We start from the raw sequence: 14,872 nt of genomic DNA, 5'->3' as shown, positions 1-14,872 counted from the left end.
CGCGCCCCTCCCCGGGAGAGGGCACGGCCTATAAGGCCTGCGAAATCACGGTCCGCTCAATCACCCGGTCGTCGCCCAGCACGATCAGCGCGAACAGCAGCTCGCCCAGGTTGGCGGCCAGCGCGGTCTTGCGCGCCAGCAGCGGCGTGGCCTGCGGGTTGAGGACCACAAAATCGGCCTCGCAGCCGGGCTGCAGGTTGCCGACCACGCCTTCCAGGCCCAGCGCGCGCGCCGCGCCCGCCGTGTGCTGCCACCACAGCTGCTGCGGCGAGAGCGACAGGCCCGGCTTGGTCTGCCCTTCGCGGCCCACGTAATAGGCGGCCAGCATGGTGTGGAAGGGGCTGAAGGAGGTGCCGCCGCCCACGTCGCTGGCCAGGCCGTAGGGAAAGCCTATGCGCTCGGCGCCTTCGTAGTCAAAAAAGCCGCTGCCCAGGAAGAGGTTGCTGGTCGGGCTGACGGCCGCGGCCGTGCCGGTGGCGCGCATCAGCGCGCGGTCCTCGTCGTCTATGTGTATGCAGTGGGCATAGACGGCGCGCGGGCGCAGCAGGCCGAACTGCTCATAGACGCTCAAATAGCTGCGCGCCTTCGGGTAGAGCTGCCGCACCCAGGCGATCTCGTCCTTGTTCTCGGCGACGTGGGACTGTATCCAGACGTCGGGGTATTTCGCGGCCAGCTCGCCGGCGCCGCGCAGTTGGGCTTCGCTGCAGCTGGGCACAAAACGCGGCGTGATGGCATAACCGAGCCGGTCCACGCCGTGCCAGCGCTGGATCAGGGTTTCGGTATCGATGAGGCTTTGCGCGGTCTCGTCGCGCACGCCCTCGGGCGAGTTCTGGTCCATCAGGCATTTACCGGTCATCAGGCGCAGGCTGCGCTTTTGCGCTTCGCCGAACAGCGCGTTGACGGACGCGGGATGCGAGGTGGCAAAAGCCAGCGCGGTGGTCACGCCGTTGCGCAGCAGCTCGTCCATAAAAAAGCCGGCGGCCTGCGCGCTGTGCGCCGGAGCGGCAAAGCGGCTTTCTTCGGGGAAGGTGTAGTTTTCCAGCCAGGGCAGCAGGCCTTCGGCCGGCGAGCCGATCACGTCGAGCTGCGGGTAATGGATGTGCATGTCCACAAAACCCGGCGCGATGAGGCGGCCCGGCAGGTGTTCGGTGGGCAGCTCGGCAAAACGCGGCGCCAGCGCCTGGTAGCTGCCCACGGCCTGCACCCGCTGGCGGCCTTGCGCGTCGGGGCCGACCACCAGCAGGCCGTCGGCCTCGTAGGCGGGCTGGGCGGGGCCGGTGAAATACAAGAGGGCGGCGCGGTAGGCTTTCATGAGGCTAGGTTACCCCAGCAGGTGCGCGCCACGATATGCAAATCCCGATAAAGGGTATCAGCGGCTCACGCGGCAGCCGTCGCCCAGCGAGGCGCGCCAGACGCGCACGGAGGTCAGCCCCGGCAGGCGGGCATCCAGCTTGCGGAAGATGAACTGGCAGAGGTTTTCGAGTGTGGGCGGGCCCAGCTCTTTCACGTCGTCGAGCAGGTGGTGGTCCAGCTCCTCGCGCAGCACGGCGATTTCGCGCCGCACCAGGCCCAGGTCCATGACCATGCCGGTGGCCGCATCGGGTTCGCCGGCCACAAACACCTCGGCGTTGTAGGTATGGCCGTGCACGCGCTTGCTGCCTTCGGCCTCGATGGCGCGCTTGAGCGTGTGGGCCGCGTCAAAGTAAAAAGTCTGGCTGATCTCGCAGCGCATGGGGGGACGTGGGGAGGCTTGTTTCATCGGATGCCCGTGATCTTGTGGGTCTGCAGGCTGAGCCGCCAGGCCGGGCGCTCCATGCACAGCTGTATGCAGGTTTCGGTGTTTTGCTGCCGCTGCGGGTTGTCCATGGGCTGCAGGTAGCGGTGCGTGAAGTCGGCGGCTTCGAGCTCGGCCAGGTCAAAGCTTGGCTGGGGCCAGACCAGCTTGAGCTCCTGGCCCGCGCGCTGCACCCAGGGGGCGCCGGCCTTGGGGCTCACGCAAATCCAGTCTATGCCCTCGGGCGCCGCGATGCTGCCGTTGGTCTCGACCGCGATCTGGAAACCGCGCGCATGCAGCGCCGCAATCAATTCGGCATCGACCTGCAGCAGCGGCTCGCCGCCCGTCATGACCACAAAGCGGTGGGCGCTGTCACCGGCCGGCCACTGCGCTTCGATCTGCTTCGCGAGTGCGTCGGCATCGGCGAACTTGCCGCCCAGGGTGCCGTTGGTGCCCACAAAATCGGTGTCGCAAAACTGGCAAACGGCCGTGGCGCGGTCCTGCTCGCGGCCGGACCAGAGGTTGCAGCCGGCAAAGCGGCAGAACACCGCGGGCCGGCCGGCATTGGCGCCCTCGCCCTGCAGCGTGTAGAAAATTTCCTTGACCTGGTAGCTCATGGCGCGGCTTTCGCGCGGCCACGGCCGCAGCCCGCCGCGGGCATCAGCCGCAGCGAAACAGGAAGTTGAACAGGGGAAATAAAACATGCGCCCACACAAGCCGAAAGACCGGGGGTCGCGAGGTTTTTATACATGGTGGTCCTCTACATGGCCCCGGAGATAAACAGATGCTGGCGCGCCGGGACAGCACGCTGAAGCCCTGATTTTACCGGTTCAGGCCGGACGGCGGGATTTCAGGGGATTTGCGGGCGGATTACGGCCTCAAAGCCTCAGGGCACGGGCATTTCGCGCGCCTGCTGCTGCAGCCAGCCGCAAAAGCTGTCCAGCCGCGCATGCGGCCCAGCGCGGCGCCTGGCCACGTACTGGTAGGCGCTTTCCTCAAAGCCCAGCGGCGCCACCAGGCGGCCGGCGCGCAGGTCGTCCATCACCAGGTGCCAGGGCGCGATGCAGACGCCCAGCCCGCCCACCGCGGCCTCCAGCGTGAAGTAATAGTGCTCAAAGGCCGGGCCGGCCTGCACCGCCAGGTCAAGGCCTCGCGAGGCGCACCACATGCGCCAGGCGTCGGGCCGCGTCGTCGTATGCAGCAGCGGCAGGCCGGCCAGGTCCTGGGGCTGGCGCAGGGCCGCCCGGGCCGCCAGCGCGGGCGCCATGACCGGCCCCAGGCGCTCCACAAACAGCGGCAGCAAGGTGGCCGAGGGCTGGCTGTCACGCTCGGCGACCGTGATGACGAGGTCGTAACGGTCGCGGTCCAGGTCCGGCGCATGCTCGGCCGCGCTGAGGCGGACCTCGGTGTCGGGCTGCAGGGCGTTGAAGCCGTACAGGCGCGGAATCAGCCATTTGACGGTGAAGGTGCTGAAACAGCACACGTCCAGCGTCCCGGCTTCGCCGTTGCGCACCTCGCGCACCGCCGCCTCCATCTGGTCCAGCGCGGCGGACAGCGCCGGCCACAGCGAGGCACCGGCGGCCGTCAGCTGCGGCTTGTTTTTGGCGCCCTCGAACAGCACCACGCCCAGCGACTGCTCCAGCTGCCGCACCTGCCGGCTGATGGCGCCCGGCGTGACCGACAGCTCCTCGGCGGCGGCCGTCATGCGGCCCAGCCGGGCGGCAGCCTCAAAGGCGCGCAAGGCATTCAGGGGTGGAAGGCGGCGCTTCATGATGTGAGTTTATTGCACATAGGATGCGCCAAGAAATCGTTTTTCCGGGTGAGCCTTGCTCGGCAGAATTCGCAGCACCCTGGCAAAACAGGCAGCTCGCCCGCAACAACTTCAATTGAGGAAAAATCACATGCCCTTTATCCGCACCAACGTCCACCAGAGCACCAGCCCCGAACACCGGCAAGGTATCGTCATGGGCATACACCAGGCCCTGGTCGACAGCATAGGCATGCCCGAGGACGAGCTCTTCAACATGGTGAACGACTATGGCGCGGGGCAGTTTTTCTTCGACCCGAGCTTCAACGGCATGGCACGCTCGGATAGGCCGGTGGTCGTGGAGATCACGCTGCGGCGCGGCCGCAGCGATGCGATGAAACGCGCGCTTTACGCGGCCATTGCGCGCAACTTAAAAGCCAACGCCGGCGTGGCGCCCGACGATGTGTTTATCTTCATGCACGAGAACGACTACTCGGACTGGTCGGTGGGCGGCGGCAAGTTCGCCATGGCGCTGGTGCAGCAGCCCGGCCCGGGCTGAAGCCAGGCGCCCTACTTGCCCGCAACGGTCTGGCCGGACGGCAGCGCCGGCAGCACCGGGTAGGCCCTGGCCATCCACAGGTAGAGGCCGGCGCCCACCAGCAAGGTGGCGGCGGCGATCTCCAGCGACAGCGTAAAGCCCGCGCCCGCATTGGGCGTGTGGCGCAGCAGCACCGCCACCAGCGGCGGGCCCAGGATCTGGCCCACGCCATAGGTGGCGGTCAAGAGGCCCATAAAACTCGCGGCCGTCGCGGGTTTCAGGCGGCGCACTTCCTGCATCGCAAAAAAGGTGATGGCGGTAAACGGGATGCCCAGCATCAGGCTGCCAATGGCAAAGCCCGCGAGGCTGGGGCTCCAGAGGCTGGCCGCGATGCCCAGGGCCTGCAGGAAATAACAGCCCGCCAGCAGCAGGCGGAAGTCCTTGCCCGGCGGCAGGCGCGTGGCCAGCAGCGCGCCCAGCATCACGCCCAGGCCGAAGATGGGCCAGAACATGTCCAGCCAGGCCGAGCCCGGCAGCGCCGCGCGCGCGATCACCGGCAAAAAAGTGGCGGTGATGATGTAGCCAAAACCCGCCAGGCCGTAGGCCAGCGTCAGCAAAGTCATTTCGGCCTGGCCGTGGTGTGGGGCCGCACCGGGCAAGGCGGCGGCGCGCGGCGCCAGCGGGATAAGGCGCTCGTCGCCGCCGCGCAGCACATGCCAGACCAGGGCCGCCAGCACAAAGGACAGTGCGCCGAACAGCATCCAGCCCGTGGCGGCGGTCCAGTGCCAGGCCACCATGCCGGTGGCGAACAGGCCGCTGAGCACAATGCCGGCGCCCGGCCCCACATAAATAATGCCGCCCATCGCGGGCACGCCGCGCCTGGCCAGTTGAGAGAGGCACCAGCCCGAAGTGAACACAAACACCACCGCGCTGGTCACACCGGCCGCAAAACGCAGCAGCGGCCACGCGGCCGGGAAGTGCCAGCCCATGGCCAGGGTCAGCACACCGGTGGCGAGCAGCCCGGCACGCACCAGCGAGGAGTAAGCCAGCGAAGGCAGCCCCTTGAAGCGCGCCCACAGCCAGGGCTGCAAGGTACAGAGAATCGCGCCCAGCATGTAGCCGAAGTAGTTGGCGCTGGCCAGCCAGCTGGCCGTGGGCAGGTCAACCACGCCGTCGCTGAGCATCATGGGCAAGAGCGGCGTGAAGGCAAAACGCCCTATGCCCATGGCCACGGCCAGTGCCACCAGCCCGGCCAGTGCGATGGGCCAGGCGCCGTGCGGCGCGGGGGGTGAGTCTTGTTGCTGCTGCGGCGTTGGGGGCATGCCCGGGTCCTTGCTGGATGGTTCAGTCGGGAATCATACGTTTGCGCCCCGCCCCAAGGCGGGCGCCGGTCGAATACCCCCGCGCATGACCGCGCGGCCATCTTCAGCGGCGAACACCAGCCGCGCGCCTTGCGTGCACGGCGGGCAAGGCCGCGGGCTGCTGCTGCACCGCCTGCCGCAGCAGCATGGCGAGCTGCGCCACCGGCGCTTCAGGCTCGGCCGCCGCGCGGTACAGCGACAGCGCGATGCGCGGCAGCCTGGGCAGGCCGTGCGCCGCCGGCGCCAGCGCCCGCAAACTGCCGGGCACGCCGATCGCGGTGCGCAGCGTGAGCCCCAGGCCGGCGGCAGCCGCGGCCCAGAGCGCCGCCAGGCTGGCGCTGGTGAAGGCATGCCGCCACGGGATGCCGGCCTGCTCGAGCGCGCCCGTGGCGATGTCGCGCAGCGGGCAGGGCGCGTCGAGCAGCACCAGCGGCAAGGCCTCGCCGCGCCAGGCGCCGTCCCGCCCGCCGGCCTGCAGCGCGCGGGCCCAGGCCGGAAGGTCCTCACCCTGCGCCGCGGCGCCCAGCCACTGCAGTGGCAAATCCAGCAGTTGCTCGCCGTGCGGCAGCGGCGATCGCTCGCCGGCGTCCCAGACCAGGGCCAGGTCCAGCTGGCGCAGGGCCAGCCGCTCGCGCAGCTCGGCGCTGCGCGCCACGCAGGCCTCGATGCGCACCTTGGGATGGGCGCGCGCAAAACGGCCCAGCACGCCGGGCAGCAAGGTTTCGCCGAAATCCTCCTGCAGGCCCAGGCGCACCCAGCCCTGCAGGTCGGCGCCGCGCAGAGCGGCGGCGGCTTCTTCATTGAGGTCCAGCAGGCGGTGCGCGTAGGCCAGCAGGGTTTCGCCCGCATCGGTCAGCGCCAGGCCGCGGCCGGCCTTGCGAAACAGCGGCGTATCGGCCTGCGCCTCCAGCTTCTTGAGCTGCGCGCTCACGGCGGAAGTGGAGCGCCCCAGCCGGTCGGCGGCCTTGGCATAGCTGCCCAGCGCGATGCCGGTGGCGAAGGTGCGCAGCACGTCGGGTTCGAACAGGGGCTGGGCCATGAAATCATCCTGTTTATTGGGATTGTTTGTTCAATATTTTCTGATTTTCAGAACGATTCTAGCTTTCTACACTGGCGCCGTCTTCTCTCATTTCCCCCCGCCCTGGAAAGCCCTTTATGCCATCCCTGATCCATCCCGCTCCCGGCCCGCAGCATCGCTGGAAAGTGCTGGGCGTCGGCGTGGCCGCCAACGCCAGTTTTTCCGTGGCGTTCAGCGGCCTGCCCATGACGGCGGTCTTCATGCGTTCGGGCTACCAGCTCGACAACAGCTCGCTGGGCCTGGTGCTGGGCCTCATGGGCCTGGGCATCGCGGTCAGCGAGCTGCCCTGGGGCCTCCTGGCCGACCGCTGGGGCGACCGGCCGGTGCTGCTGCTGGGCCTGGGCGCGACGGCCGCGGCGCTGGCCGCGATGGCGCTGTTCGCGGCGCCCACGCCCGGCCACATACCGGGCCTGCCCTTGCTGGCCGCCGGCCTGTTGCTGGTGGGCCTGCTGGGCGGCAGCGTCAACGGCGCGAGCGGACGCGCCATCATGTCCTGGTTCCGCAGCGGCGAGCGCGGCCTGGCCATGAGCATCCGCCAGACCGCCGTGCCGCTGGGCGGCGGCCTGGGCGCGCTGCTGCTGCCGGGACTGGCGCTGCACGCGGGCTTCGCGGTGATCTACGCTTTGCTCGCGCTGCTCTGCGCGGCCACGGCCGCCCTGGCATGGCTGTGGCTGCACGAGCCGCCGCCTTCCACGGCCGCCGTCGCCCCGCCGGCCGCTGCATCGGCGCCTGCCGCAGACGCCACCGCCGGCCCGCTGCGCGACGCGCGCGTCTGGCGCATCGTGGCGGGCATAGGCATTCTGTGCGCACCGCAATTCGCGGTGCTGTCCTTCGGCACGGTCTTCCTGCACGACTTCGCGCACTGGGGCGTGGCCGCCATCACCACCGCCATGGTCAGCGTGCAGGTGGGCGCGATGGGCATGCGCGTCTGGAGCGGCCACTGGACCGACAGGCACCAGAACCGCCGCGCCTATTTACGCGCCTGCACCTTGCTGAGCATTGCCCTGTTCTGCGCGCTGTCCGCCCTGGCGGCCTGGGCCGGGCTGCAGCCCGCGGTGCCGGCCGCCGTGGGCATCGCGCTGGCGGCGCTGCTGGCGGCCTGCGGGATTTGTGTATCGGCCTGGCACGGCGTGGCCTATACCGAACTTGCCACACTGGCCGGCGCGCGGCGTGCAGGCACGGCGCTGGGCATGGCCAACACCAGCGTGTTCGCGGTCTGCTTTGTCACGCCGCTGAGCATTCCCTACCTGCTGGCCTGGCAGGGCTGGGCCGTGGTCTGGGGCGTGGCCGGCCTGTGCGCATGGCTGGCGCTGCCGCTGCTGGCAACGGCCGCACCGCGGGCAGCCGGCATTCAGTTGAAGCGCTCGAAGCTTTCGTTGAGGCGGTCCACATAACGCGCCTTGGCCGAGGCATCGATAAAACTCGCCTCGAAGCTGTTGCGCGCCAGCGTGTAGGCATGGCGCGCATCCATGCCGGTGGCCGCGAAGGTCTGCGTGAAGTTCTCGTTCATATAGCCGCCGAAGTAGGCCGGGTCGTCCGAGTTGACGGTGGCCGCCAGGCCGGCGTCCAGCAGTTCGCGCAGGTTGTGGCTGGCCAGGTCGGGGAACACGCAGAGCTTGAGGTTGGACAGCGGGCACACCGTGAGCGGAACACGGTCTTGCGCCAACCGCCGCATCAGCGAGGCATCACGGCTGGAACGCACGCCGTGGTCCACGCGTTCGACCTTGAGCACATCGAGTGCCGTCCAGACATATTCGGGCGGGCCCTCCTCGCCCGCATGGGCGACCAGGTGAAAGCCCAGCTCGCGGCAGCGCGCGAAGACGCGTGCGAATTTCTCGGGCGGGTTGCCGACCTCGCCTGAATCCAGGCCTATGCCGATAAATTTGTCCCGGAACGGCAAGGCCTGCTCCAGCGTTTCAAACGCGTCTTCCTCGCTCAGGTGGCGCAAAAAGCACAGGATCAGCGAGGCGCTGACGCCGAATTCAGCCTGTGCATCCAAGCAGGCGCGGTGCAGTCCATTGACGACGGTGGCCATGCTGACGCCGCGCGCGGTGTGCGTCTGCGGGTCGAAGAACATCTCGGTGTGCAGCACATTGTCGACCGCAGCCTTGCGCAGGTAGGCCTGGGCCATGTCGTAGAAATCCTGCTCGGTGATCAGAACGCTGGCGCCGGCGTAATAGATGTCGAGAAAGCTCTGCAGGTTGGTGAAGGCGTAGGCACTGCGCAGCTCTTCGACGCTGGCGTAGGGAATCGAGACATTGTTGCGGCTGGCCAGCGCGAAGATCAGCTCGGGCTCCAGCGAGCCCTCGATGTGCATGTGCAGCTCGGCCTTGGGCATGCGCCTGAGCAGCTCGGGCAGGCGGTCCGCGGCCACGGGTTTGACGGAAAAAGACATATCGGCTCCCTGAAAAACAAAAGGCTGCCTGAAGGCAGCCGAATCCGGATCCATCCCCTCTCCCGGAGGAGAGGGGGTGAAAGACGCATCAGTTGCCGGGCACCTTGCCCTCGACGCCCTTGACGTAAGTCTTCAGGCCGCCCAGGAATTTGTCGTCGGCCACCACGTCTTTGGCCAGCAGTTCCTTGCCGGTGTTGTCGGTGATGGGGCCCTTCCAGATCGAGAAGCTGCCGTCCTTCAGGCCGGCCTTGACTTCGTCGATGCGCTTTTTGGTGTCGTCGGGCACGTCGGCGGCAATCGAGACGATGTCGATCGCGCCTTCCTTGACGCCCCACCAGGAGGCGGTGTTGCCCTTCCATTTGCCTTCAAGCGCCTCACCGACGGCCTTCACGTAGTAAGGGCCCCAGTTGATCACGGCCGAGGCCAGGTGGGCCTTGGGGCCGTAGGCGGTCATGTCGGAATCCCAGCCGAAAGCGCGTTTGCCCATTTTTTCGGCGGTCTGCAGCACGGCGGAGGAGTCGGTGTTCTGGAACAGCACGTCGGCGCCGCCGTTGATCAGCGCGGTGGCGGCTTCGGTCTCCTTGGGCGGGTTGAACCACTCGTTGACCCACACCACCTTGGTCTTGACCTTGGGGTTGACCGACTGCGCGCCCAGCGTGAAGCTGTTGATGTTGCGCACCACTTCGGGAATCGGCACCGAGCCGACCACGCCCAGCGTGCCGGACTTGCTCATCTTGCCGGCGATCACGCCGGCCATGTAAGCGCCTTCGTAGGTGCGGCTGTCATAGGTGCGCATGTTGTCGGCCTGCTTGTAGCCGGTGGCGTGCTCGAACTTGACGTCCTTGGTGTCGCCGGCAACCTTGAGCATGGGCTCCATATAGCCGAAGGTTGTGCCGAAAATCAGCTTGTTGCCCTGGGCCGCCATGTCGCGGATCACACGTTCGGCGTCGGCCGACTCGGGCACTTTTTCGACAAAGCTGGTGACGACCTTGTCGCCGTAGGCCTGCTGCACCGCCTTGCGGCCGTTGTCGTGGGCATAGGTCCAGCCGCCGTCGCCCACCGGGCCGACATAGGCAAACGCCACCTTCAGGGGCTCGGCCTTGGCGGCGGGCGCCGCAGCAGCAGGTGCGGCCGCCGGGGCTGCCGGTGCCGCCTCTTCCTTTTTGCCGCAACCCACCAGGGCCGCCGCAGCCACCGCGGACAGGGCCGCCAGCTTGAGCAGGGAACGTTTTTGCAGGTCAGTCATGTCATCTCGCTTTCGTGGAAGGAAGGTGAAGAAAGTAAAACAGGGTGCACGGAAAAAATGCAATTATGCGGCGGAAACCCGGGACAGGTCCTCAGGCCCCGGGGTAAAACGGCTTGCCGATGGAGCTGGGCATGTTGACGCGAATCCACAGCGGGTTGCGCGAGATCAGCACCAGCACCACGATGGTGGCCAGGTAGGGCAGCATGCTCAAAAACTGCGTGGGCACATTCACGCCCAGGCTTTGCAGGTGGAATTGCAGCATGGTCACCCCGCCGAACAGGTAAGCCCCAAGCAACACCCGTGCCGGGCGCCAGGTGGCGAAGGTGGTGAGCGCCAGTGCGATCCAGCCCTTGCCGGCGATCATGCCCTCGACCCACAGCGGCGTGTAGGCCACCGACACATAGGCGCCGGCCAGGCCGCAGAGCGCGCCGCCGGCCACCACGGCCGCCAGCCGTATGCGCCGCACCGGGTAACCCAGCGCATGCGCCGATTCGGGGCTTTCGCCGACCGAGCGCAGCACCAGGCCGGCGCGCGTGCGGTACAAAAACCAGACCAGCCCGGCCGTCAGCGCCATCGCGATATAGACCATGGGATGCTGGCGGAACAGCGCCGGGCCCAGCAGCGGGACGTCGGCCAGGAAGGGAATCGGGTAATGCGGCTGCTCGGGCAGTTTTTCCTGCACGTACTTGATGCCGGCAAAGGCCGAAAAACCCGCGCCGAACAGGCTCAGCGCCAGGCCGGTCGCGTACTGGTTGGTGTTGAGCCAGATCACCAGCACGCCGAAAACAGCCGCCAGGAAGGCGCCCGCCGCCATGCCGGCCGCAAAGCCCAGCCAGCTGTTGCCGGTGTGCACCACCGTGGCAAAACCGGCGATCGCGGCGCACAGCATCATGCCCTCGGCACCCAGGTTGACGATGCCGGCTTTTTCATTGATGAGCAGGCCCAGGGCCGCGATGGCCAGCACGGTGCCGGCGCTCAGCGTCGCGGCGATCAGCAGCGCGGTGGAATCCATCACTCGGCTCCTTTCAGGACTTCGGAAGACGGCGGCGTGGCCACCGGCATGGTGATGGGCTTGGCCAGCCTCAGGCGGTAGGCGATCAGGGTGTCGCAGGCCAGCAGGCTGAACAACAGCAGGCCCTGGAACACGCCGGTGATGGACTTGGGCAGGCCCAGGCGCGACTGCGCGAGCTCGCCGCCTATATAAAACATGCTCATCAGGATGGCCGAGAACACCACGCCCACCGGGTGCAGCCGCCCCACAAAGGCGACGATGATGGCGGCAAAACCGTAGCCCGCCGGCACATAGGGCGTGAGCTGGCCTATGGGGCCGGCCACCTCCAGCGCGCCGGCCAAACCGGCGGCGGCGCCCGAAGTCAGCAAGGCCAGCCACAGCGCGCGGCGCGACGAAAAACCGGCGTAGCGCGCGGCCGCGGGCGCCAGGCCGCTGACCTCATGCCGGAAGCCCGCATAGGTGCGGAACAAAAACAGCCACAGCCCGGCCACACCCAGCAGCGCGAGCAGGATGCCGATGTTCACGCGCGAGCCCTGCATGAGCCGCGGGATCTGCGTCACGGCCTCAAAGGTCTTGGTCTGCGGGAAGTTGTAGCCGTTGGGGTCCTTCCAGGGGCCGAAGACCAGGAAGTTGAGCACCATGTCGGCCACATAGACCAGCATCAGGCTCACCAGGATCTCGTTGGCGTTGAAGCGGTCGCGCAGCAGGGCCGTGAGGCCGGCCCAGGCCATGCCGCCCGCGATGCCGGCCAGCAGGATGGCCGGAACAATCCAGGGGCCTGTGGTTTTCTCCGCGAGCAGCGCGATACCGCCGGCTGCGATGGCGCCCATGACGAACTGGCCTTCGGCGCCTATGTTCCAGACATTGGAGCGGAAGCACACGGCCAGCCCCAGCGCGATGATGAGCAGCGGCGTGGCCTTGACCAGCAGCTCGCCGATGGCATACGGCGACTTGATCGGTTCCCAGAAAAACACCTGCAGGCCCTTGACCGGGTCCTTGCCCAGGGCCGCGAACAGCGCCACGCCTATCAGCACGGTGATCAGCAGGGCCAGCAGCGGCGAGGCGTAGCTCCAGAAGGCGGACGGCTGGGGGCGGACTTCAAGCTGCGCCATGGGCCACCTCCGTCTGCGACCACAGCCCGCTCATCCACTGCCCCACGCGTTCCACCGTGGCGTCGGCGCGCGGCAGCGAAGGCGAAAGCTGGCCCTTGGCCATCACATAAAGCCGGTCGCAGATGTCGAACAGCTCTTCAAGCTCTTCGCTGACGACCAGCACCGCGCAGCCGGCATCGCGCAGCTTGAGCAGCTCGCCGCGTATCTGCGTGGCCGCGCCCACGTCCACGCCCCAGGTCGGCTGCGAGACGATGAGCAGCGTGGGCTGGGCATCGATCTCGCGGCCCATGATGAATTTCTGCAGGTTGCCGCCCGACAGCGACTTGGCCACGGCCTGCGGCCCGCCCGACTTGACCTTGTAGGCGGCGATGATGCGCTCGGCCTGCGCCTGCAGCGCGCCGCGGTTCAGCCAGCCGTTGCCGGCGACGGACTCCTTGCGCGTGAGCAGCAGGTTGCGCGCCAGCGAAAGCGAAGGCACGGCGCCGCGGCCCAGGCGTTCCTCGGGCACAAAATGCAGGCCCAGCGCGCGGCGCCGGTGCGGTCCCAGCTTGCCCACCGCCTGGCCCTTGACCACAATCGCACCGCCGGCGGCGCGGGTGTCTTCGCCCGAGAGCGCGTACAGCAGCTCCTTCTGGCCGTTGCCCGAGACGCCGGCAATGCCGACCACCTCGCCGGCGCGCACCTGCAGCGCCACCTGGTGCAGGTCCACGCCGAACTGTTCTTCCTTGGGCAAGTCCAGCCGCTTGACGTCCAGCACCACGGCGCCGGCGTGCAGCTCGCGGTGCTCCAGCGCGGGCGGCTCGGCGCCAATCATGAGGCGGCTCAGCGAGGCATTCGATTCCTGGCGTGGGTCGCATTCGCCCGAGACCTTGCCGCCGCGCAGCACCGTGCAGGCGGTGCACAGCGCCCGGATTTCATGCAGCTTGTGGCTGATGTACAAAATGCTGCAGCCCTGCGCGGCCAGCTGGCGCAGGGTGACAAACAGGTTTTCGACGGCCTGCGGCGTCAGCACCGAGGTCGGCTCGTCGAGGATCAGCAGCCGGGGATTCGTGAGCAGCGCGCGCACGATTTCCACGCGCTGGCGCTCGCCCACGCTGAGCGTATGCACCGGCCGTGTCGGGTCCAGCTGCAGGCCGTAGGCCTGGGTGGTCTGCACGATGCGGGCCGAGACCTCGGCCAGGCTCAGGTGTTTGTCCAGCCCCAGCCAGACGTTTTCGGCCACGGTGAGCGTGTCGAACAGGCTGAAATGCTGGAACACCATGCTGATGCCCAGGGCCCGCGCCTCGTGCGGGTTGCGCACCGTCACCAGCTGGCCGTCCATGGCCACGGTGCCGGCGTCGGGCCTGACGGCGCCGTAGATGATTTTCATCAGCGTGGATTTGCCGGCCCCGTTTTCGCCCAGCACGGCGTGGATCTCGCCGGGCCGCACGGTCAGCGAGATGCCGCTGTTGGCCAGCACGCCGGGATAACTTTTGCTGATGCCCTCCAGCCGCAGCCGCGCTTGCGGCCCGGAGGGGCTGTCGGTGGGGGGCTGCGCTGTGCTCATTTGTCTCGTGGTGTCCGTTTTTTTGGGGTGGTCGGTATTCTAGGGAGCCAGGCCGGCGGCACATGCCCGGCCGTCACGCAAAGTCATTCTTTTCGCAGCATGGAGGCCACGGACTTGACCCTCTCGCGCAGCCATTTCGCGGCATTCGAGGCATGCGTGCGTTCATGCCAGAGCTGGTAATACATCATGCGGGGAAACTCCACCGGGCTGGGCAGTATGGCGACCGGCAGGATGCCGGCAAAACGTTCGCAATACTGGCGGCCCGTGGTCATCACCAGCAAGCTTGATGCCACCATGGACGGCATCAGGCCGAAGTGCGGGCAGCGCACCGTGATGTTGCGCGCCAGGCCCAGCGTGTCCAGGTGCTCGTCGATCACGCCCTTGGCGCCCGGGTGCAGCGCCGAAGGCGCGATGTGTTCGGCTTCCAGCCAGCTCGCGGTGTCCCAGCCGCGGCGCACCGCGGGGTGGTCCTTGGCCACCAGGCACACCACCTCGTCGCCGAACAGGCGCGCCATGTGCAGGTCGTCGGGCGGCGCGGCCCAGTTGCCGATCACGATGTCGGCCTGGCCCTGGGCCAGCTGCGCGCGGTAGTCGGAGTCGGCCGACAGCGGCTGGATCTCGATGCGGCAGCGCGGCGCCTGCGCCTTGATCTGCGCGACCAGCTGCGGCAAAAAAAGCGGGTCCAGGTAGTCGCTGGCCGCCAGGCGGAAGGTGGTGTCGGCCGTGGCCGGGTCGAAGCCGCGGGCGTCGCTGAACAGCATGCCGGCCGCGCGCAAAATGCTGGCCGAGGGCTCGATCATGCGCAGGCCGGCATCGGTGGGCACCATGCCCGCGCCCGAGCGCACCAGGATGGGGTCGCCGGCCAACACCCGCAGGCGCTTGAGCGCCGCGCTGACAGCGGGCTGGTACATACCCAATCGGATGGCGGCGCGTGATACGCTGCGTTCAGTAAGCACGGTGTTCAAGACCCTGATGAGATGGAGGTCTATCTTGTCGAAAAGCGCCTGGTCTTTCATACCTTTTCACCCATGCGCTTGATATGGGCTTTGATATGCCGGGCACG

The 14,872-nt window shown here is 67.8% G+C and carries 14 protein-coding genes; 2 read left to right on the top strand and 12 right to left on the bottom strand.

Going from position 1 to position 14,872, the window contains the following annotated elements; genetic code table 11:
• Window positions 1-28: 28 nt before the first annotated feature.
• The 4 genes from guaD to ACEN9P_RS17085 all read right to left on the bottom strand — a co-directional run bounded on the left by guaD (window position 29) and on the right by ACEN9P_RS17085 (window position 3,545).
• On the bottom strand, window positions 29-1,312 hold the full coding sequence (gene guaD, locus ACEN9P_RS17100; protein WP_495619911.1) for a guanine deaminase: 1,284 nt from the start codon (window positions 1,310-1,312) through the stop codon (window positions 29-31).
• Window positions 1,313-1,369: 57 nt separating this feature from the next.
• On the bottom strand, window positions 1,370-1,732 hold the full coding sequence (locus ACEN9P_RS17095) for a 6-pyruvoyl trahydropterin synthase family protein (RefSeq protein WP_477713129.1): 363 nt from the start codon (window positions 1,730-1,732) through the stop codon (window positions 1,370-1,372).
• A 23-nt stretch (window positions 1,733-1,755) separates the two neighbouring features.
• Complete coding sequence (gene queE, locus ACEN9P_RS17090; protein WP_495619910.1) at window positions 1,756-2,391, bottom strand: 7-carboxy-7-deazaguanine synthase; 636 nt, start codon at window positions 2,389-2,391, stop codon at window positions 1,756-1,758.
• A gap of 269 nt (window positions 2,392-2,660) precedes the next feature.
• On the bottom strand, window positions 2,661-3,545 hold the full coding sequence (locus ACEN9P_RS17085) for a LysR substrate-binding domain-containing protein (RefSeq protein ID WP_495619909.1): 885 nt from the start codon (window positions 3,543-3,545) through the stop codon (window positions 2,661-2,663).
• 130 nt (window positions 3,546-3,675) lie between these two features.
• Between ACEN9P_RS17085 and ACEN9P_RS17080 the strand changes: the two genes are divergently transcribed.
• Entirely contained in the window at window positions 3,676-4,080 is a 405-nt protein-coding gene (locus ACEN9P_RS17080; protein WP_495619908.1) for a tautomerase family protein, read from the top strand.
• Window positions 4,081-4,091: 11 nt separating this feature from the next.
• Here the strand turns inward: ACEN9P_RS17080 and ACEN9P_RS17075 are convergent, their stop codons facing one another.
• Together ACEN9P_RS17075 and ACEN9P_RS17070 are read right to left on the bottom strand one after the other, a co-directional pair.
• A complete protein-coding gene (locus ACEN9P_RS17075) occupies window positions 4,092-5,381 on the bottom strand; it encodes a YbfB/YjiJ family MFS transporter (RefSeq protein ID WP_495619907.1) in 1,290 nt (429 codons plus the stop codon).
• 103 nt (window positions 5,382-5,484) lie between these two features.
• Entirely contained in the window at window positions 5,485-6,459 is a 975-nt protein-coding gene (locus ACEN9P_RS17070) for a LysR substrate-binding domain-containing protein (protein WP_477700944.1), read from the bottom strand.
• Between the two features lie 116 nt (window positions 6,460-6,575).
• Here ACEN9P_RS17070 and ACEN9P_RS17065 point away from each other — a divergent pair, with 116 nt between their 5' ends.
• The gene (locus ACEN9P_RS17065) at window positions 6,576-7,892 is read left to right on the top strand and encodes an MFS transporter (protein ID WP_477664808.1); all 1,317 of its coding nucleotides are present in this window, start codon (window positions 6,576-6,578) and stop codon (window positions 7,890-7,892) included.
• On the opposite strand, the gene ACEN9P_RS17060 is transcribed toward ACEN9P_RS17065, so the two are convergent.
• The 6 genes from ACEN9P_RS17060 to ACEN9P_RS17035 all read right to left on the bottom strand — a co-directional run bounded on the left by ACEN9P_RS17060 (window position 7,850) and on the right by ACEN9P_RS17035 (window position 14,825).
• Window positions 7,850-8,893 carry an adenosine deaminase gene (locus ACEN9P_RS17060; protein WP_495619906.1) on the bottom strand — a complete coding sequence of 348 codons (1,044 nt, stop codon included), beginning with the start codon at window positions 8,891-8,893 and terminating at the stop codon, window positions 7,850-7,852. The two genes, ACEN9P_RS17065 and ACEN9P_RS17060, sit on opposite strands and share 43 nt — an antisense overlap.
• An 88-nt stretch (window positions 8,894-8,981) precedes the next feature.
• Window positions 8,982-10,139, bottom strand: a complete 1,158-nt coding sequence (locus ACEN9P_RS17055; RefSeq protein ID WP_477664806.1) for a BMP family ABC transporter substrate-binding protein — start codon at window positions 10,137-10,139, stop codon at window positions 8,982-8,984.
• Between the two features lie 91 nt (window positions 10,140-10,230).
• Window positions 10,231-11,151 (bottom strand): ABC transporter permease, encoded by a 921-nt coding sequence (locus ACEN9P_RS17050; protein WP_477664805.1) that lies wholly within the window; start codon window positions 11,149-11,151, stop codon window positions 10,231-10,233.
• Window positions 11,151-12,263, bottom strand: a complete 1,113-nt coding sequence (locus tag ACEN9P_RS17045; RefSeq protein ID WP_477664804.1) for an ABC transporter permease — start codon at window positions 12,261-12,263, stop codon at window positions 11,151-11,153. Before ACEN9P_RS17045 ends, ACEN9P_RS17050 begins: the two co-directional genes overlap by 1 nt.
• The gene (locus tag ACEN9P_RS17040) at window positions 12,250-13,809 is read right to left on the bottom strand and encodes an ABC transporter ATP-binding protein (protein WP_495619905.1); all 1,560 of its coding nucleotides are present in this window, start codon (window positions 13,807-13,809) and stop codon (window positions 12,250-12,252) included. The genes ACEN9P_RS17045 and ACEN9P_RS17040 overlap by 14 nt, the downstream gene beginning before the upstream one ends.
• An 83-nt stretch (window positions 13,810-13,892) precedes the next feature.
• Window positions 13,893-14,825, bottom strand: a complete 933-nt coding sequence (locus ACEN9P_RS17035) for a LysR family transcriptional regulator (protein WP_477664802.1) — start codon at window positions 14,823-14,825, stop codon at window positions 13,893-13,895.
• Between the last annotated feature and the right edge of the window lie 47 nt (window positions 14,826-14,872).

Source organism: Polaromonas sp. Polasp52 (assembly GCF_059491565.1).
Note: the sequence above shows the minus strand (reverse complement) of the source record. Positions and strands in the feature narration are given on the sequence as shown.